Source organism: Sphingorhabdus buctiana (genome assembly GCF_042680825.1).
In the GTDB taxonomy this organism is placed as follows: Bacteria; Pseudomonadota; Alphaproteobacteria; order Sphingomonadales; family Sphingomonadaceae; genus Sphingorhabdus_B; species Sphingorhabdus_B buctiana.
Map to the genome: position 1 here is coordinate 413609 of NZ_JBHUEL010000002.1, position 18145 is coordinate 431753.

The 18145-nt window shown below is 57.5% G+C and carries 23 protein-coding genes, 1 tRNA gene and 1 other RNA gene; 16 read left to right on the forward strand and 9 right to left on the reverse strand.

The genetic code is table 11. The features are described from left to right. Window positions 1–9: 9 nt before the first annotated feature. From ACFSAG_RS02425 to ACFSAG_RS02435, 3 genes are all read right to left on the reverse strand, one after another. Window positions 10–1056, reverse strand: a complete 1047-nt coding sequence (locus ACFSAG_RS02425; RefSeq protein ID WP_381511071.1) for a hypothetical protein — start codon at window positions 1054–1056, stop codon at window positions 10–12. A 69-nt stretch (window positions 1057–1125) separates the two neighbouring features. After that, the gene (locus tag ACFSAG_RS02430; protein ID WP_381511072.1) at window positions 1126–1587 is read right to left on the reverse strand and encodes a hypothetical protein; all 462 of its coding nucleotides are present in this window, start codon (window positions 1585–1587) and stop codon (window positions 1126–1128) included. Between the two features lie 8 nt (window positions 1588–1595). Further along, window positions 1596–2612 carry a hypothetical protein gene (locus ACFSAG_RS02435; protein WP_381511074.1) on the reverse strand — a complete coding sequence of 339 codons (1017 nt, stop codon included), beginning with the start codon at window positions 2610–2612 and terminating at the stop codon, window positions 1596–1598. A 266-nt stretch (window positions 2613–2878) separates the two neighbouring features. Here ACFSAG_RS02435 and ACFSAG_RS02440 point away from each other — a divergent pair. Beyond that, window positions 2879–2955: transfer RNA gene (locus tag ACFSAG_RS02440), tRNA-Asp, on the forward strand. On the opposite strand, the gene ACFSAG_RS02445 is transcribed toward ACFSAG_RS02440, so the two are convergent. The 5 genes from ACFSAG_RS02445 to ACFSAG_RS02465 all read right to left on the reverse strand — a co-directional run bounded on the left by ACFSAG_RS02445 (window position 2944) and on the right by ACFSAG_RS02465 (window position 4461). Beyond that, on the reverse strand, window positions 2944–3225 hold the full coding sequence (locus ACFSAG_RS02445; protein WP_381511076.1) for a DUF2842 domain-containing protein: 282 nt from the start codon (window positions 3223–3225) through the stop codon (window positions 2944–2946). The genes ACFSAG_RS02440 and ACFSAG_RS02445 overlap by 12 nt on opposite strands. Continuing rightward, a complete protein-coding gene (locus ACFSAG_RS02450) occupies window positions 3171–3740 on the reverse strand; it encodes a 5-formyltetrahydrofolate cyclo-ligase (RefSeq protein WP_381511078.1) in 570 nt (189 codons plus the stop codon). The genes ACFSAG_RS02445 and ACFSAG_RS02450 overlap by 55 nt, the downstream gene beginning before the upstream one ends. 23 nt (window positions 3741–3763) lie before the next feature. Further along, a non-coding RNA gene (gene ssrS, locus ACFSAG_RS02455) (6S RNA) lies at window positions 3764–3921 on the reverse strand. Between the two features lie 11 nt (window positions 3922–3932). Next, a complete protein-coding gene (locus tag ACFSAG_RS02460; protein WP_381511080.1) occupies window positions 3933–4274 on the reverse strand; it encodes a cell division protein ZapA in 342 nt (113 codons plus the stop codon). Beyond that, entirely contained in the window at window positions 4267–4461 is a 195-nt protein-coding gene (locus ACFSAG_RS02465; RefSeq protein ID WP_374610892.1) for a hypothetical protein, read from the reverse strand. Before ACFSAG_RS02465 ends, ACFSAG_RS02460 begins: the two co-directional genes overlap by 8 nt. Before the next feature lie 203 nt (window positions 4462–4664). Between ACFSAG_RS02465 and tkt the strand changes: the two genes are divergently transcribed. The 5 genes from tkt to ACFSAG_RS02490 all read left to right on the forward strand — a co-directional run bounded on the left by tkt (window position 4665) and on the right by ACFSAG_RS02490 (window position 10528). Then, entirely contained in the window at window positions 4665–6632 is a 1968-nt protein-coding gene (gene tkt / locus ACFSAG_RS02470) for a transketolase (protein WP_381511082.1), read from the forward strand. Between the two features lie 14 nt (window positions 6633–6646). Next, on the forward strand, window positions 6647–7654 hold the full coding sequence (gene gap, locus ACFSAG_RS02475) for a type I glyceraldehyde-3-phosphate dehydrogenase (protein WP_374610895.1): 1008 nt from the start codon (window positions 6647–6649) through the stop codon (window positions 7652–7654). A gap of 11 nt (window positions 7655–7665) precedes the next feature. After that, window positions 7666–8862, forward strand: a complete 1197-nt coding sequence (locus tag ACFSAG_RS02480; protein ID WP_381511084.1) for a phosphoglycerate kinase — start codon at window positions 7666–7668, stop codon at window positions 8860–8862. A gap of 87 nt (window positions 8863–8949) precedes the next feature. Beyond that, window positions 8950–9837, forward strand: a complete 888-nt coding sequence (locus tag ACFSAG_RS02485; protein ID WP_381511086.1) for a fructose bisphosphate aldolase — start codon at window positions 8950–8952, stop codon at window positions 9835–9837. 31 nt (window positions 9838–9868) lie between these two features. Further along, window positions 9869–10528: an O-methyltransferase gene (locus ACFSAG_RS02490; protein ID WP_381511088.1), complete on the forward strand. Its 660-nt coding sequence runs from the start codon at window positions 9869–9871 to the stop codon at window positions 10526–10528. Here the strand turns inward: ACFSAG_RS02490 and ACFSAG_RS02495 are convergent. Further along, window positions 10525–10911 (reverse strand): hypothetical protein, encoded by a 387-nt coding sequence (locus ACFSAG_RS02495; protein WP_381511090.1) that lies wholly within the window; start codon window positions 10909–10911, stop codon window positions 10525–10527. The two genes, ACFSAG_RS02490 and ACFSAG_RS02495, sit on opposite strands and share 4 nt — an antisense overlap. Window positions 10912–10946: 35 nt before the next feature. Between ACFSAG_RS02495 and thiE the strand changes: the two genes are divergently transcribed. From thiE to nuoF, 10 genes are all read left to right on the forward strand, one after another. After that, window positions 10947–11570 carry a thiamine phosphate synthase gene (thiE, locus tag ACFSAG_RS02500; protein ID WP_381511092.1) on the forward strand — a complete coding sequence of 208 codons (624 nt, stop codon included), beginning with the start codon at window positions 10947–10949 and terminating at the stop codon, window positions 11568–11570. 79 nt (window positions 11571–11649) lie between these two features. Then, on the forward strand, window positions 11650–12213 hold the full coding sequence (efp, locus tag ACFSAG_RS02505; protein ID WP_374610904.1) for an elongation factor P: 564 nt from the start codon (window positions 11650–11652) through the stop codon (window positions 12211–12213). Beyond that, on the forward strand, window positions 12213–13031 hold the full coding sequence (locus ACFSAG_RS02510) for an inositol monophosphatase family protein (RefSeq protein WP_381511094.1): 819 nt from the start codon (window positions 12213–12215) through the stop codon (window positions 13029–13031). Before efp ends, ACFSAG_RS02510 begins: the two co-directional genes overlap by 1 nt. Before the next feature lie 96 nt (window positions 13032–13127). Continuing rightward, complete coding sequence (gene ndhC / locus ACFSAG_RS02515; RefSeq protein ID WP_381511095.1) at window positions 13128–13502, forward strand: NADH-quinone oxidoreductase subunit A; 375 nt, start codon at window positions 13128–13130, stop codon at window positions 13500–13502. Continuing rightward, on the forward strand, window positions 13493–14029 hold the full coding sequence (locus tag ACFSAG_RS02520; RefSeq protein ID WP_381511097.1) for a NuoB/complex I 20 kDa subunit family protein: 537 nt from the start codon (window positions 13493–13495) through the stop codon (window positions 14027–14029). Before ndhC ends, ACFSAG_RS02520 begins: the two co-directional genes overlap by 10 nt. Then, window positions 14026–14643 (forward strand): NADH-quinone oxidoreductase subunit C, encoded by a 618-nt coding sequence (locus ACFSAG_RS02525; protein WP_381511099.1) that lies wholly within the window; start codon window positions 14026–14028, stop codon window positions 14641–14643. Before ACFSAG_RS02520 ends, ACFSAG_RS02525 begins: the two co-directional genes overlap by 4 nt. Then, on the forward strand, window positions 14640–15851 hold the full coding sequence (locus ACFSAG_RS02530) for an NADH-quinone oxidoreductase subunit D (protein WP_374610914.1): 1212 nt from the start codon (window positions 14640–14642) through the stop codon (window positions 15849–15851). The genes ACFSAG_RS02525 and ACFSAG_RS02530 overlap by 4 nt, the downstream gene beginning before the upstream one ends. A 23-nt stretch (window positions 15852–15874) precedes the next feature. Continuing rightward, a complete protein-coding gene (locus tag ACFSAG_RS02535) occupies window positions 15875–16180 on the forward strand; it encodes a nuclear transport factor 2 family protein (protein WP_381511278.1) in 306 nt (101 codons plus the stop codon). After that, window positions 16180–16848, forward strand: coding sequence for an NADH-quinone oxidoreductase subunit NuoE (gene nuoE / locus ACFSAG_RS02540; protein ID WP_381511102.1), 669 nt, complete (start codon window positions 16180–16182; stop codon window positions 16846–16848). The genes ACFSAG_RS02535 and nuoE overlap by 1 nt, the downstream gene beginning before the upstream one ends. Next, entirely contained in the window at window positions 16845–18143 is a 1299-nt protein-coding gene (gene nuoF, locus ACFSAG_RS02545) for an NADH-quinone oxidoreductase subunit NuoF (RefSeq protein ID WP_381511104.1), read from the forward strand. Before nuoE ends, nuoF begins: the two co-directional genes overlap by 4 nt. The last annotated feature ends 2 nt before the right edge of the window (window positions 18144–18145 follow it).

Sequence of the window (18145 nt, forward strand, 5' to 3'; positions counted from 1 at the left end):
TCGTTCAAATCAATCGATGGTTACGCGGAAAACAAGCGTACGGGTCTGGCCCGCAGCGATGTTCGTCAGCGTGCCCGAAACCGTGTCGGTGCCGGCATTATACGAACCCGTTCCAGCGCCCGGAGTGCAAGTGCTGGTGCCTGCATTGACGACGGTGCCATCGGTTGCCGGCGTAAACGAACCCTGGAAGGTGACGCCGCTTACCGTTGTCAGATTGTCCGAAATGTTGACGTTGGTTGCCGTTGCCGCACCGGCGCCATTGCTGACGGCGATACAATATTCAACAACCGCGCCCGGAATGGCTTTCGGATTGGTTACGCTGACGCCATCGGAAACGACGCGGCTGTATTTAACAACCGAGAGGTTGGCGGCGGCTACCGTGAAATCGTCACCATCGGTTTCGATGCCATCGCGCCCACTGTCGGCGAAGATGGTTTCGATGCCCGCCGTATTGGCAGTCAAATCGGTCGCGGCAGTGATGGCTGTACCGTCGCTATTGCGCGCTGTGGCCGTAAGGGTAACCCCAGCCACCTGGCCATTGGTTTGAGTCAGGGGAATATCGCCGATCACGAAGACGCGCACGCTGGCATCGGGTGCCAGATTGTCGATCGTCGTCGCAATATCGGTGCCCGCTTCGTAAGTACCATTGTTGTTGGCATCCACGAAAACCTGCAAGTTGGCGACGTCAAACACATCGGTGCCACCATGTTCTGCGGTGCCGCCCGACAGTTGAGCACCGGTCAGGTTGAAATCGAGCGTGTCGTTGGTCGTGTTGGTGACAACAAAGGTCGTCACGGCATCCTGTTGGCCCGGCGAAACCGAAGTGGTTCCGGTAGTAGCAGCTTCGGCGACAGAGAAGATCACCTTACGGTCGACATCGAATGTGTTTGATGCAGTGGCAGCGGTCTGGTTGACGCCGCCAACCTGGAAATCGACCGTTACATTGTTTTGTACGTCGGTGCCTACAAGTGTCCCTGCAGCGTGAGCGGAACCTGCGTTCATCAACACCGCCGTGACAGTACTTGTGGCAACGAGGAATTTAAGCTTACTGGTCATGCTTATGCTCCTGTTGCGGTTGGGTTGATTGCAATTTGCCGCCGCAATCCTTGCGGTTTTCGTTGGAGGTCATCTCACGACCCCGCGAAATACGAGCTTGCCAGCAGATCCTGCGGCAAGCGTTTGATTGAGGTTCCATTTGACGTGCGTGACGTCTGAAGGGAGCGCCTGGCGAAAGGCGCCGTCGGCCTTGGGAACTTTCAACTGGGCAAGTGTGCCCCAGTTTTTGCCACCATCGACCGACACGATTTCGGTGCCATCCGCTGTTCCCGAAAATGCCACAGCGCGAGGAATTGGGTTGGTTACGCTCAGTTTCGACGCCGGCTGTGCGCTGGCATTTTTGTAGCGAACGACAAACACAAGTTGATCGCCAGGAACGACGAGTTTCGGTGCTTCCAGAACGGTCGCGGTCGATCCATCGGCACGCTTCTGGACACGCTCGACAAACACTTCGCTCGCCAATTCGAGAGGCGCCGAAAATGCAGGAGCTGCGAGGCAGAAGGCGATCAAGGCTGAGAGGATTTTTATCATGTCCTGGCTCACTGGATCCGTGTCTGGAATGTTACTGTTCGGGTTTCGCCCGAAGGCACATTCCCCAAGGTCACGCTCACGCGGGTTCCGTTGAAATTGCCGGCATCGGTGTCGGCTGCATCGGTCAACGATGCTGCCTGCAGCGTAAGGCTACCGGCCACATAGCTTGTGCCCGCAGGTAATGGATCGTTGATCACCAGATTGTTGAGCGTTCCCGTTCCACCGACGGTCGCAACAAGCGTGTAGGTGATGATCGAACCGGGGACAGCGTTGGAACCACCAAAGGGATCAAGAATGGTCGCCGATTTTGCCAGCACGACAGAAGCAGCGTCCACTCGGATGAAGCCATTGGCATCACCATCGGCGCCCGTCGTTCCAACAACGGCATCGCCGCCACCTTCACCCGCACCGGCAAAAGTCGTTCCCGGCGCGCCGGTTCCCGTACCTGCGCTGGCTACAAGGCTGACGCTAGCGCGATCACCATTCGCTTGCGTCGAAGGGATGTTCGTCAGAACGAAGACATTCACGCTTTCGTCGGGCTGCAACAATGGATCGTTGGTGCCAGCGACATAAACGGTGTCGACGCCAGCATCATAAACGCCGTTATTGTTGGTATCGATTACGATTTGGCCGAATACAGGATCAAAATCGTCACCGCTGTTTGCGACATTGACTGTCAGGCGAAACGATTCCGGACCGTTGCCATTGTTGGTCACACGATAGGTAAGCGAAACCCCGGTGGCTCCGGGTGTCGTCGTTACGTCCCCCGGATCCGTGCTGGCGACGGTGACGTCGAGCAACTCGTCAACGAGGATGACCGACGTGTTCGATTGGATGTCGACTGTACCCGAGCCGGTATCGAAGCTTGCGGTTGCGATATTCTCGATATTCGTGCCGGCAAGCGTACCCGCCGCCCATGCAGGCGTGTGTGCAATTGCGCCAATGGCAAAGGCGCAAACAGACAGCGTCGCAAAACGCGGGCATGCGGCTTGAAGCCGATTATGAAGTGAGCTGGTCCTCAACATGCCACCCTTATGGCAAAAGGGGGTCAAGAAAAGGTTAAGCCACCTTTGCAGGCGTTAATCAGTTAAATCACTGAATAATAGAGATATATATTGTATAAAGCTTGTGGATTCGTGTAAAATCAAACGAGAATGGTAAATGATGGCTGAAGCCGCCGTTATAACCACAGGCACTGACGCGAACCGAATACGCAAGAAAATTTCGTTTCTTACATTCTCGCTGTTGACAGCCGGAGCCACCGCTTCTAGGAGCGCCGTCACCGCATCAAGCGGGTGTAGCTCAGTTGGTTAGAGCGCCGGCCTGTCACGCCGGAGGTCGCGGGTTCGAGCCCCGTCACTCGCGCCATTTTCCGGTTTCCATCCAGATCAGCAATGGCCGCAACGGGGCGATCCAGATCGTGCCCAAAAACAGGTATGCAATAGCCTGCAGCCATATTGGCCATCCGCCGATTGTATCAGCCTGGCTTGCAACGATTGCGGCCAAAACAGCGATCATCAGCAGGATAAGAAACATTCCGGCCGGCTTGCGCCATGTGGGCGGGGGAGGGGGATTGGGATGGTTCATCGGCTGATCCAGCTCTTTTCTGTAAGTATCGCATCCAGCGGAATATCCCATGGATCGGTCGGGACTAGGTCCACTTCCTGAATCGACCAAGCGATTCCGATGGCTGCACTGTTTTCGAGAAGGCTCAGCGCGCGGTCATAATGGCCTGCACCTTGCCCCAACCGCATCAGCCGCGTGTCGAACGCGACTAGCGGTGCCAAAATGATATCAGGACGAACCTCTGGAGCATCGGCCAGCGGCTGAGACAGGCCGAAGGGGCCCATTTCGAGCGGCTCGCCCGCTGACCAGTGAAGGAATCGCATCGGCGAAACCTTGCTTGTGACATGGGGAAGAGCGATGATGCAGCCTTGCGAAGCTGCGCCAGCGAGCAGGTGCGACGGGTCTGCTTCCGATCCAATGCTGATATAGCCTGCCACAACTGTGCCCTTCAGGCATAGCTTCGCGAGCGGGCTGGGGAGGTGGCTGAATGCCAAAGCCTTTTGACCTGGAGCCATAGCCGCAACAAACCGGTCACGCTCGGCCCGGCATTTGCGCCGCAAAGTGGATTTCACATCACCTTCTGGCACCCAAATAACCCTTTGAATAATGTAGCGGAACCACCATGGGTCGTTTCCCGGAATATCCTCTGACGCCATGACGTCAGGTGGGCGCCGTATAACCTGAACCAGGGCTCAGGCAGGGACAGCTCCCATGGATGATCTTATCGCCTCAGGGATGTTCTCATCAGTTCGTGCCGGGCAGTTCCGCCGACAGCCAATCTAAGCGCGCCGGGTCGCTTGCTCAAGCCCCGAGGCAAAAGATTCGACGCGTTCGGCCAGCTTTTCGATCGATTGGGCCATTCGCGTGGCCGTCGCATCGTCGATCGAGCCGGGTTGCGCTTGTGCAGCAGATGCCGAACCACCGTTATCGTTAACCTGGTCCGCCAACAGCAATGCGGCAAATAAAAGCTGGCGGCTTTCATTCAGCCCGCCCGCGCTTCCGCCTGCCTCGCGCGCTTTTGTATCGACCATGCGGCCGAGCTCGAGAAGGCGTTGTTCCTCCCCGTCGCGGCAGGTTACGATATATTCGCGTCCGACGATATTGAGCCTAACCTCAGCCATGAACACCGCCCTCCTTGGCCAATAGCCGGTCGATTTCGGCAACAGCTTCCTGCGTCGCCGATTTCAGCGCGGCATAACGCTGCTCGAGTTCCGGATTGTCAGATGCCGTCGGCAGACTGGCTTGTTCCAGACGCGAAACCGCGCGTTCCAGCCGCCCTATTGCCTCGATCATTTGTTGTTGTGCCATGGCTTGTACCCCGTTCTTGCCACAAACTAGCAAACTAGCGGCAATTGGCAACGCGCTATAGGTACGAAATAGGCGGAAAACATGGCGACTATGGCTTGACCCTTGCCGCCTCGCTCCCCAAAGGAAGCGCGAGCCGACTCGTGCAGTCATCATGGAAAAATTGTGCAGGGGCCGCTCTGTCTGGCGGCAAAAGGGGTAAATGCATGTCCGCCGATCTTCAGATGATGGCAAACGCAATTCGCGCGCTTTCGATGGACGCTGTCCAGGCAGCCAATAGCGGCCACCCGGGAATGCCGATGGGCATGGCCGATGTGGCTACTGTTCTTTACACCAAATATCTGAAATATGATGCTTCTTCGCCAAAATGGGCAGACCGGGATCGTTTTGTACTCTCGGCTGGTCATGGCTCGATGCTGGCTTATTCGACGCTTTATCTCAGCGGTTATGCCAGCCCGACGATCGACGACATCCGCAACTTCCGCCAGCTGCACAGTCCTTGTGCAGGCCATCCCGAAAATATCGAGCTTGAAGGCGTAGAGAGCACCACCGGTCCGTTGGGGCAGGGGCTTGCTATGGCCGTCGGCATGGCGCTGGCTGAGCGGCACTTGAATGCAGTTTTTGGTGATGATCTGGTCGATCACCGGACATGGGTGATCGCCGGTGACGGTTGCCTGATGGAAGGTATCAACCATGAGGCGATCGGTCTGGCGGGGCATTTGGGCCTCGGTCGCCTGATCGTGCTGTGGGATGATAACCGCATCACCATCGATGGTGGCACCGATCTTTCGACGAGCGAGGATATCAAGGCGCGTTACGCCGCAACCGGTTGGCATGTCGAAAGCTGCGACGGCCATGATTTTGCTGACATTTCGAGGGCAATAGATGCTGCTATCGCCGATAATCGTCCCTCGCTGATCGCGTGCAAGACGCTGATTGGCAAGGGCGCGCCCAACAAGCAGGGCACATCAGCAACGCATGGCTCGCCGCTCGGCGCGGATGAAATTGCGGCAACGCGTGCGGAACTGGGTTGGAACCATCCGCCATTCGAAATTCCTGCCGATATCCTCGACGCCTGGCGTGCCGCGGGCAGCCGCGGCGCAGCGGCGCATCAAGATTGGCAAAAGCGTTTAAACTCAAATGCGAATGGCGCTGAGTTCACACGTCGTATGAATGGTGAGTTGCCGCAAACCAGCGCGATGCAGGACTATCTGGCTTCGCTGGTCGCCAATCCCGCCAAGGTTGCGACCCGCAAAGCCTCCGAAATGGCGCTCGAGGCGTTGACAGCAGCCATTCCCGAATTGGTTGGTGGTTCAGCGGACCTTACGGGTTCGAACAACACCAAGACCAAGTCGACCGGTCCGCTGACGCGCAACGATTATTCGGGCCGCTATGTTTATTATGGCATTCGCGAGTTCGGCATGGCTGCTGCAATGAACGGCATGGCGCTGCATGGCGGGATCATTCCCTATGGTGGCACCTTCCTGGTCTTCTCCGATTATTGCCGCAATGCCATTCGCTTGTCCGCTATCCAGCAGCAGCGTGTTGTCTATGTGATGACGCATGACAGCATCGGGCTGGGCGAGGATGGACCAACCCACCAGCCGGTCGAGCATCTGATCAGCCTGCGCGCAATGCCGAACCTGACGGTTTTCCGCCCATGCGACACCGTCGAAACCGCAGAGTGCTGGGATCTGGCGTTGAAAAACAGCAAAGGCCCGACATTGCTGGCGCTTTCACGCCAGAATTTGCCGCAACTGCGCAATGACGTCAGCGAAAACCAGAGCGCCAAGGGCGGTTATCGCCTCCGTGCAGCTTCGGCAGCGCGAAAGGTGGTGCTGATTGCGACTGGTTCCGAAGTCGAACTGGCAATGAAAGTTGCCGATGCGCTTGAAGCGGTCGGGCAGGGCGCCGATGTCGTATCGATGCCGAGTTGGGAGCGTTTCGATGCGCAGGCTGATGGCTATCGTGCCGAACTGCTGTCTGCCGACGTGCTGAAAGTGTCGATCGAAGCTGGCGTTACCCTTGGTTGGCAGCGCTATACCGGCAATGATGGCCTCAACATCGGAATCGACAGTTTCGGGGCCTCCGCGCCCGCCGAAGCGTTGTTCGACCATTTTGGCTTCTCGGTCGATACGATCGTGAGCAAAATCCAAGCTAAGTTAAAAGCTTAAAGGGAGTATTTAATATGGCTACCAAAGTTGCGATCAACGGATTCGGGCGTATCGGACGCCTTGTGGCGCGTGCGATCCTGGAACGGAATGATCACGATCTCGAACTGGTGGCGATCAACGATCTGGCAGATGCCAAATCCAATGCGTTGCTTTTCAAGCGCGATAGCGTCCACGGCGCATTTCCTGGCACTGTTGAAGCTGACGGCAACGACATCATCGTCAACGGCAAGCGTATCCATGTGACCGCCGAGCGCGATCCGGCAAACTTGCCGCATGGTGCAAATGGCGTGGATATCGCGCTCGAATGCACCGGTTTCTTCACCGATCGTGACAGTGCAGGCAAGCATCTGACCGCTGGCGCCAAGCGCGTTCTGATTTCGGCGCCTGCAAAGAATGTCGATAAGACAATCGTTTATGGCGTCAATCACGGCGTCTTGACGTCAGATGACAAGATCGTTTCGAACGCAAGCTGCACCACCAACTGCCTCGCGCCGCTCGCCAAGGTTGTTCACGAAACCGTGGGTATCGAACGCGGCCTGATGACTACTGTGCATGCCTACACCAACGACCAGAAGATCCTCGACCAGATCCATGGCGATATGCGCCGCGCACGTGCTGCCGGGATGTCGATGATCCCGACCACTACGGGTGCAGCCCGCGCGGTTGCTGAAGTGCTTCCCGAATTGAAGGGCAAGCTTGACGGCTCGGCGATCCGCGTGCCCACACCCAATGTCAGCCTTGTCGACCTTACCTTCACGCCCTCGCGCGACACCACCGTTGAAGAGATCAACGCAGCGTTGAAGGCGGCGTCGGAAGGCGCGCTCAAGGGTGTTCTCGGCTATTCGGACGAACCGCTGGTTTCGATCGATTACAACCATTGCCCTAACAGCTCGACCATCGACAGCCTCGAAACCGCAGTTATCGAAGGCAAGCTGGTGCGCGTTGTCAGCTGGTACGACAATGAATGGGGCTTCTCGAACCGCATGGTCGATACCGCCGGCGTGATGGCTGGCCTGCTCTAAGGAAAAACGACATGGCCTTTCGCACGATCGACGATCTCGGCGACCTCACCGGCAAGCGCGCGCTGGTGCGCGTTGACCTGAATGTCCCGATGGCGGAAGGCCGCGTCACCGACCTGACGCGCATTCACGCCCTTGCACCCACGGTCAATGACCTGTCGGCCAAGGGTGCGAAGGTGCTCTTGCTAGCGCATTTTGGCCGTCCCAAGGGGCAAAAGCATAGTGAGATGTCGGTTTCGATGACGCTGGATGCGCTGCAGGAAGTGCTTGGCCGCGAAATCATGTTCGTGCCCGAAATCTATGGCGATGTGGTTGCCCAATCCGTTTCCATTCTTTCCGATGGCGATGTAGCGCTTTTGGAGAATAGCCGTTTTTGGGCGGGTGAGGAAAAGAACGACCCCGATCTTGCCAAGGCAATTGCTGCCAACGGTGACATTTATGTCAACGATGCTTTTTCGGCTGCGCATCGGGCACATGTAACCACAGAAGGGTTGGCGCATCTGCTGCCTTCCTATGCCGGGCGTTCGATGGAAGCCGAATTGAAGGCGCTCGAGGCGGCGCTGGGTAAGCCCGAACATCCGGTCGCCGCGGTTGTTGGCGGGGCAAAGGTTTCGACCAAGCTTGATGTTCTCAACAACCTTGTCGCGAAAGTCGACCATCTGATCATCGGCGGCGGCATGGCGAACACTTTCCTCGCCGCGCGCGGAATCAATGTTGGGAAGTCGCTCTGCGAGCATGACCTGGCCGATACTGCCAATGCCATCATGGATGCTGCCGATGCGGCGGGTTGCACCGTGCATCTGCCTTATGACGTGGTTGTGGCAAAGGAATTCCGAGCCAATCCGCCGGTACGTACTGCCAATGTGCACGAAGTCGCCGCGGACGAAATGATCCTCGATGTCGGCCCTGCTGCAGTTGAGGCATTGGCCGATGTTCTGAAAACCTGCCGCACACTGGTCTGGAATGGCCCGATGGGCGCGTTCGAGATCGAGCCTTTCGATGCAGCCACGGTTTCACTGGCGCGCACGGCGGCCGCTTTGACCAAGGAAGGTTCGCTGGTTTCGGTTGCTGGTGGTGGTGATACTGTTGCAGCCCTTGCGCATGCCGGGGTTACGCAGGATTTCACCTTCATATCGACGGCAGGTGGCGCGTTCCTAGAGTGGATGGAAGGCAAGGAATTGCCCGGCGTCAAGGCGCTCCAAACCAGCTGAGATTTTTTCACGCATCTCCGGGTTGCCAGCTTTGGAAGCGATGGCTATGGGCCGCGCAACATACGTATGCATAAACAGGGAGTTTCCATGAACACCGCTGACATGACCGCCAAGATTGCCGCCGGACAGGGCTTCATCGCCGCGCTTGACCAGAGCGGTGGTTCAACCCCCAAGGCGCTCAAGGGATATGGTGTTGACGAAGGCGCGTGGAGCAATGACGAGGAAATGTTCGGATTGATCCACGAAATGCGTTCGCGGATCATCCGGTCAAAGGCGTTCACGGGCGACCGCGTGATCGGCGCAATTCTTTTCGAGCGCACCATGGATGGCAGTGTTGATGGCAAGCCGACCCCCGCCGCCTTGATCGACAAAGGCGTGGTGCCGTTCATCAAGATCGACAAGGGCCTCGAAGACGAAGCCAATGGCGTCCAGATGATGAAGCCGATGCCCGAACTGGATGCGCTGCTCGCACGTTCGAAGGCGCTTGGCGTGTTCGGCACTAAAGAGCGTTCGGTTATCAACTCCGCCAATCGCGAGGGGATTGCTGCGGTAGTCGCGCAGCAGTTTGAAGTTGGCCAGCAGGTGCTTTCGCACGGTATGATGCCGATCATCGAACCCGAGGTGAACATCAAGAGCGAAACCCGCGCCGAGTGCGATGCGATCCTTTTGGAAGAAACGCTGAAGCAACTCGATGCGCTGGGCAGTGACCAGCAGGTGATGCTCAAGCTTTCCCTGCCGGTTGAGGCTGGCAAGTTTGATGCGCTGGTTGATCATTCCAAGGTGCTGCGCGTCGTGGCGCTGTCGGGCGGTTACAAGCGCCCCGAGGCCTGCATCGAACTCGCCAAGAATCGTGGCATCATTGCATCGTTTAGCCGCGCGCTGCTCGAAGATCTGCGGCACCAGATGAGCGATGACGAATTCGATGCGTCGCTCGATGAAGCAATCGAAGCGATCTACAAGGCTTCGATCGCTTGACAGCAAATAACGGCGCTTCCACTGGTTTCGCATGAGCGAAGCCAGTTGGACAGTGGTCGATGAATATGTATCCAGCCATTTATTGAAGGCTGATGCCGCGCTGGCGGAAGCATTGCTGAACAACAGCGAAAACAACCTGCCGCCAATCGATGTTTCGCCCGTACAGGGCAAAATGCTGATGCTGCTCGCGCAATTGGCAGGGGCCAGGCATATCCTGGAAATCGGCACTCTGGGGGGATACTCGACGATCTGGCTGGCGCGGGCCCTGCCTGCTGATGGCAAGCTTGTTACCCTTGAAGTCGATCGCAAGCATGCACGCGTAGCAGCAGAAAATTTGGAGCGGGCGGGGCTGGCCGACAAGGTCGATATCAAAGTCGGTCCCGCAAAGGACAGCTTGGCGGCTATGCCTGCAGGCGATCCGTTCGATTTTGTTTTCATCGATGCCGACAAGCAGGGAAACATCCATTATGTCGAACAGGCGATCCGCCTTGGCAGATCGGGTACCACGGTCATTGTCGATAATGTCGTCCGCGAAGGTGCGATTGTCGATGAGGGCAATGACGATCCGAGGGTCATCGGGACGCGCAAACTGTTCGAGTATGTCTCAAGCCATCCGAAGCTGAATGCAACCGCAATCCAGACGGTTGGCAGCAAGGGTTGGGACGGTTTCCTGCTTGCGCGCGTGGCTTAAAGACCGCCGGCGAACGCCAGACTGAAGCGGTAATCGCCAGCGTCGATTTTCCCGTCTTTGGGACGTTCCGGGCGAACCGCTGTCAAAGTCATTACGCCGTCTGCAATCGGGGTTGGACCTTCGGTCGACAGGATGAATTCACGGGGGCCATCACCGCGCATCCACAACATCTTCACCCGCACCCGACCGGCCCAAACACATTGGGCACTCTTGAGACAGCGGCTATCTTCGATAACTGCGATCGGTTTCACAATTGGTCCATCGACGTACACGGCATCACCTATGCGGGAATTTGCCGGATCGCGCGAATGTGTGCCGGGGAAAGTGGCACAGCCGGCGAGCAGGGGAATGGCAATGAGCGACGGCAGGATACGCATTTGCATTTACAGCGATTTGCAGCTGCCGCTATGAACGCCGCATGACCAATATTGCTTGCCAACTCTATCTCATTTCCCCGCTTGAAGTCGGTGGTAACTTCCCCGCTTCGCTCGAAGCGGCTTTGTCTGCTGGGCCCGTTGCTGCATTCCAGTTTCGCGTGAAAGAAATAGACCAGCATGAAGCAGCACGCCTGGCCGCTCCACTTCAGGAAATCTGCGCGCGGCATGACGTCGCCTTCATCGTCAATGACAGTGTTTCGCTGGCAAAACGGATCAAGGCCGATGGTGTGCATCTGGGGCAGGATGACGGCGATCCGCGTGAGGCACGCGAGATATTGGGCCGCGATGCGCAAATTGGCGTCACCTGCCACAATAGCCGTCACCTGGCGATGGAGGCAGCCGAGGCCGGCGCTGACTATGTGGCCTTTGGTGCCTTTTTTCCGACGACAACCAAGGAAGTAAAACACCAGGCCGACTTGGAAACACTCGAAATGTGGTCGCAGTTCACCGAAGTGCCTTGTGTCGCAATTGGCGGTATCACGCCCGATAATGCCAAAATGGTGATCGATGCGGGGGCAGACTTCATCGCTGTCAGTGGCGCTGTCTGGAATCACCCTGAGGGACCGGCAGCAGCGGTGAAAGCTTTCAACGCGCTGCTTGCCTAATTGGCTGCATCCCGCTAAAGGCCGCCGCCAACGGCGCTAGCTGCGCCATGCTCTTTCCACCAGTAAAGCGAGTGAAGCGATGAAAATCAGCGGCGTTGATATCCGTCCGGGTAATATCCTAGAATATGAAAAGGGCATTTGGCGCGTTGCCAAGACCCAGCATACGCAGCCCGGCAAGGGCGGTGCGTTCATGCAGGTCGAAATGAAGAACCTGATCGACGGCCGCAAGACCAACGTCCGCTTCCGCAGCGCTGATACCGTGGAAAAGGTCCGGCTCGACACCAAGGAATATCAGTATCTCTACACCGATGGTGACAAGCTGGTGTTCATGGACAATGAAAATTACGAGCAGATCCTGCTCGACGTCGACATGCTCGGCGATGAAGTCGCTTTCCTGCAGGATGGCATGGAAGTGACCCTCGAACTTTATGACGAGCGCCCGATTTCGGTGCAGCTTCCCGACCAGATCGAAGCCACTATTGTTGAGGCTGACGCCGTGGTCAAAGGCCAGACGGCCTCATCGAGCTATAAGCCCGCGATCCTCGACAATGGCGTTCGCGTGATGGTGCCGCCGCACATTTCTTCGGGTACGCGCATCGTCGTCGATGTTTACGCCAAGGAATATGTCCGGAAGGCTGACTGATGCCTGCACTTAGCGGCCTGATGTCGGTCATGGAAAAGGCTGCCCGCAAGGCGGGTGGCCGGTTGCGCCGTGACTTTGGTGAGATTGAACATTTGCAGGTTTCCAAAAAAGGGCCTGCGGATTTCGTTTCAAAGGCGGACAAGAAGGCAGAAGACACAATCTTCCGCGATTTGGAAACCGCACGCCCCGATTGGGGCTTCCTGATGGAAGAAACCGGGGAGATTGCGGGCCGCGACGGCAAGCCGCGTTTCATCGTCGACCCGCTCGACGGCACCAGCAACTTTCTGCATGGCATCCCGCATTTTGCGATTTCGATCGCAGTGCAAGATCCGCATCCTGAGGGTAAGGGCTGGGGCGACGTTTTTGCAGCCCTTGTCTACAACCCGATTACCGACGAAAGCTTTTGGGCGGAAAAAGGCAAGGGTGCGTGGCTGGGCAATCGTCGCTTGCGCGTTTCCGCACGCCGTAACCTCAATGAAGCCCTGATTTCGACCGGGGTCCCCTATAAGGGCCATGGCGATATCGAAGAGTGGAGCAAGATCTACTCCGCTATTGCCCCCGAAGTTGCAGGTATCCGCCGTTTCGGCGCCGCCAGTCTCGATCTCGCATGGCTTGCTGCAGGGCGATACGATGGCTTTTGGGAAAGCGAGCTTTCGCCCTGGGATACAGCTGCGGGGTGCTTGCTGGTACGCGAAGCGGGCGGCTTTGTAACCGACTATCGCGGCCGTTCTCCGGCGATTGCCGACGTGCAGGTGCTGGCGGGTAACGACCAGTTGCATAGCCGTTTGCACAAGCTGCTGGTTGGCGCGCTTAAATAATCACAAAAACGGTGGAAAAAAGGCGCGTCCGCCCCTTGCGGCGGTGCACAATCGTCCCTAAAAGCGCGCCAAATTCAGGCCTGAAGCGAGTCCGTTTTGACCGATCTGTCGCAATATCTGCCGATCCTCCTTTTCCTGGTGATTGCACTGGGATTGTCGAGCCTTTTCGTGTTTCTGCCGATGGTGGTTTCGCGCCTTACTGGTGCGCACCAACCGACAGAGGCAAAGCTTGCCGAATATGAATGCGGCTTTCCCGCATTTGAGGATTCGCGCAGCCAGTTTGACGTTCGGTTTTACCTTGTCGCCATCCTGTTCATTATCTTCGATCTCGAAGCTGCCTTCCTTTTCCCTTGGGCGGTCAGCCTGGGTGACACCGGATGGGTCGGTTGGGGCACGATGATGCTGTTCCTATTCGAACTGGTGATCGGCTTCATTTACGCATGGAAAGTGGGAGCGCTGGAATGGGAGTGATCGCAACACCGCCGGCACCCGGCACTGCGCCCGACATGGATTTCTTCAAGGATCTGTCGAGCGAAGTTGAGGATAAGGGCTTTCTGGTCACCTCGACCGAAGACCTGTTCAACTGGGCCCGCACAGGTTCGCTCTGGTGGATGACCTTTGGCCTTGCCTGCTGCGCGGTCGAAATGATCCATGTGAACATGCCGCGCTATGACATGGAGCGTTTTGGCGTTGCCCCGCGCGCATCGCCGCGCCAATCGGACGTGATGATCGTGGCCGGTACGCTGTGCAACAAAATGGCCCCGGCGCTGCGCAAGGTTTACGACCAGATGTCGGAACCGAAATATGTCATTTCGATGGGCAGCTGTGCCAATGGCGGTGGCTATTACCATTATAGTTATAGCGTCGTTCGCGGTTGTGACCGGATCGTGCCGGTGGATATCTATGTCCCCGGTTGCCCCCCGACCGCTGAAGCGCTGCTTTATGGCGTGATGCAGTTGCAGCGTAAGATCCGCCGCGTCGGGACGATCGAGCGATGAGCCATTCCGCCCCCAAATATGCGCCCAATAAAGGCGTTGCTGCTGCCGTGAAAAAGGCCCTTGGCAAGAATCTGATCGCTGTTGACGAGGCGCATGGCGAGATTGCGGTAACCGTAAAGCGCGATGCGCTGGTTCCAGCGATGATCGCGCTGCGTGATGTCTGCGAATATCAGCAACTGATGGAAATCGCCGGGGTCGACTGGCCCGACCACGATCCGCGCTTTGAAGTCGTTTATTGCCTGCTGAGCGTCACCAAGAACCACCGCATACGCGTCCATGTCTGGACCAATGAGGATGAGCCGGTTCCTTCGGTAACGGGCATTTGGCCGGTCGCTGGCTGGCTCGAACGTGAAGTGTTCGACATGTACGGCGTGACCTTTGCCGGCAATGATGACCTTCGTCGTATCCTTACGGACTATGGCTTTGTCGGCCATCCGCAGCGCAAGGATTTCCCGCTGACCGGCTATGTCGAGCTGCGTTATTCGGAAGAAGAAAAGCGCGTGAAATATGAGCCGGTGCAGCTGGCACAGGATTTCCGCAATTTCGATTTCATGTCCCCTTGGGAAGGCGCGGACTATGTCTTGCCGGGCGACGAGAAGGGAGCGAGCAAATGAGCCTGCAACCTGAACTTTCGCCGACCACCGGCGACGAAGCGATCCAGAACTACACGATCAATTTCGGTCCGCAGCACCCGGCTGCACACGGCGTTCTCCGCCTTGTCATGGAACTTGATGGCGAAATCGTCGAGCGTATGGACCCGCACGTCGGTCTGCTGCATCGCGGGACCGAAAAGCTGATCGAGTATAAGACGTACCTGCAGGCTTTGCCCTATTTCGACCGGCTCGATTACTGCTCGCCGCTGGGTATGGAATATAGCTATGTGCTGGCGATCGAGAAGCTGCTCGACCTCGAAGTGCCATTGCGCGGGCAATATCTGCGCGTGCTTTTTGCCGAACTGACGCGCATCTGCAACCACATGCTCAACCTCGGTTCGCACGTCATGGACGTTGGTGCGATGACGCCGAACCTGTGGATGTTCGAGCTGCGCGAGGATTGCCTCAACTTCTTCGAACGTGCATCGGGTGCACGTATGCACAGCGCGTGGTTCCGCCCGGGTGGCGTCCACCAGGATGTGCCGCTCAAGCTGCTCACCGATATTGCTGAATGGTGCGATACCCGCTTGCCGAAACTGTTCGGCGATGCTGTCAGCCTTGTTGCCGACAACCGCATCTTCAAGCAACGCAATGTCGATATCGCTGTCGTCAACAAGGAAGACGCGCTGAAATGGGGCTTTTCCGGCCCGATGATCCGCGCGGCAGGCATCCCTTGGGATATCCGCAAATCGCAGCCTTATGATGTCTATGACCGGATGGAGTTCGACATTCCCGTCGGCACCAATAGCGATTGCTATGATCGCTTCATGGTGCGCGTCGAGGAAGTCTACCAATCCGCTCGTATCATCAAGCAGTGCATCCAGCACATGCCCGAAGGCCCCGTCGCCTCAACCGACCGCAAGGTCGTGCCGCCGAAACGCGGCGAGATGAAGGCATCGATGGAAGCGCTGATCCACCACTTCAAGCTCTACACCGAAGGCTTCCATGTGCCTGCGGGTAGCGTCTATGTCGCGACCGAAAGCCCCAAGGGCGAATTCGGCGTTTACCTTGTCAGCGATGGCAGCAACAAACCCTATCGTTGCAAGATCCGTCCGACTGCCTTCAGCCACCTGCAGGCCATGGAAATGATGTCGAAGGGCCATATGCTCGCCGATACTACCGCCATCCTTGGTGCAATGGATATCGTATTCGGGGAGTGCGACCGGTGAGCAAGCTGGCCATCGCCGAACAGATGATCGCGCATTACAATGCGCAGGATGCCGATGCCTATGTCGCGCTGATGACCGATGATGCCTGCGAAGCCGGTTATCGCGGTGCGGTCATCCGCGAAGGCAAGGAAGGCACGCGTGCAGGCCTGAAGGCGATGTTTGCCGAATTTCCGGAGAACCGCGCGGAAATCCTCAAAGGATATGAATTGGGCGATTTCGTCGCCTTGCATGAGCGTGTCTATCGCTCTGCTGCTGCCGAGCCATTCGAAGTTATGTCGATTTACAGTTTTGAAGGCGACAAAGTGTCGCGCGTGGAGTTTGTCCGATAATGGCTGACGTTGTCCACATTCCAGACGAAGCCGAAGTCCGCGCCAAATGGGGCGGCTTCGCGTTTACGGCGGCGAACAAGAAAAAAGCCGACGGTTATATCGCGCGCTACCCTGCTGGTCGCCAGCAGTCGGCGGTGATGGCGCTGCTCGACCTTGCCCAGCGCCAAGTTGGGGAAGATACCAAGACGCAGGGCTGGTTGCCGGTTCCAGTAATCGAATATGTCGCCGCATATTTGGGCATGCCCTTCATGCGCGCTTACGAAGTCGCCACCTTCTACACTATGTACAATCTCGCGCCCGTTGGCCGCTATCATGTGCAGGTGTGCGGAACCACGCCATGCATGCTGCGCGGGTCGGACGATGTGATGGCTGCGTGCAAGAATAAAGGCCTGGTGAAGGGCGGAACAACGCCGGATGGCCTGTTCACATTGAACGAAGTCGAATGTCTGGGGGCTTGCGCCAATGCGCCGATGGTGCAGATCAACGACGATAATTTCGAAGACCTGACCTATGACAGCATGTCGGCGCTGCTCGACGCGCTGGCGAATGACAAGCCGGTCAAGATCGGCCCGCAGATCGACCGCCAGACCAGCTGCCCCGAAGGTGGCCCTACGACGCTGAAGGAAATGGTCACCGCCAACCATGATTACCGGAAGGACTGGAAATGAGCCTTCAGGACAAGGATCGCATCTTTACCAATGTCCATGGTTTCCAGCCTTGGAACCTGAAGGCTGCGCAGCATCGTGGCGATTGGGACAAGACGAAGAAGCTGCTCGAAATCGGTGCGGACGAGATCATCGAACGCATCAAGGCTTCGGGCCTGCGCGGACGCGGCGGGGCGGGCTTCCCGACCGGCATGAAGTGGAGCTTCATGCCCAAAACGCCGTCACCCGAGCGGCCCAATTTTCTCGTTATCAATGCGGACGAGTCCGAGCCCGGCTCGTGCAAGGACCGCGAGATCATCCGCCACGATCCGCACAAGCTGATTGAAGGGGCGCTGGTCGCCGGTTTTGCGATGCGCGCGCGGGCGGCCTATATCTATATTCGCGGCGAGTTCATCTACGAAGCCAAGGTGCTCGAGGCAGCAGTTGCAGAGGCCTATGCCGCTGGTCTGATTGGCAAGAACGCCTGCAAGTCAGGCTACGATTTCGACGTCTTCGTCCATCGCGGCGCGGGCGCCTATATTTGCGGTGAAGAAACCGCGATGATCGAAAGCCTCGAAGGCAAAAAGGGCCAGCCGCGTCTGAAGCCGCCATTCCCGGCAGGGGCCGGTCTCTATGGCTGTCCGACCACGGTCAATAATGTCGAAAGCATCTCGGTCACGCCGACAATCCTGCGTCGTGGGCCGGAATGGTTCTCCAGCTTTGGCAACCCGAACAATGCGGGTACCAAGCTGTTCCAGATTTCGGGCCATGTGAACACGCCTTGCGTGGTTGAGGAAGCGATGAGCATCCCCTTCCGCGAGCTCATCGAAAAACATGCCGGCGGCATCCGTGGCGGGTGGGATAATCTGCTCGCGGTGATCCCCGGTGGTTCGTCGGTGCCGCTCGTTCCCGCCGCGCAAATCATGGACGCACCGATGGATTTTGACGGGCTGAAAGCGCTCGGCTCCGGCCTTGGCACCGCCGCCGTGATTGTGATGGACAAGTCGACCGACATCGTCCGCGCGATTTCTCGCCTGTCCTATTTCTACAAGCATGAAAGCTGCGGCCAGTGCACGCCGTGCCGCGAAGGAACTGGCTGGATGTGGCGCGTGATGGAGCGCCTGCGCGAAGGCCATGCCGACGTATCGGAAATCGACACATTGTTCGAAGTAACCAAGCAGGTCGAAGGTCACACCATCTGCGCGCTTGGCGATGCGGCAGCCTGGCCGATCCAGGGCCTGATCCGCCATTTCCGCCCCGAAATCGAACGCCGTATTGCAAATGCAAATGGCGGTGAAATGCTGGAGGCGGCGGAGTAAGA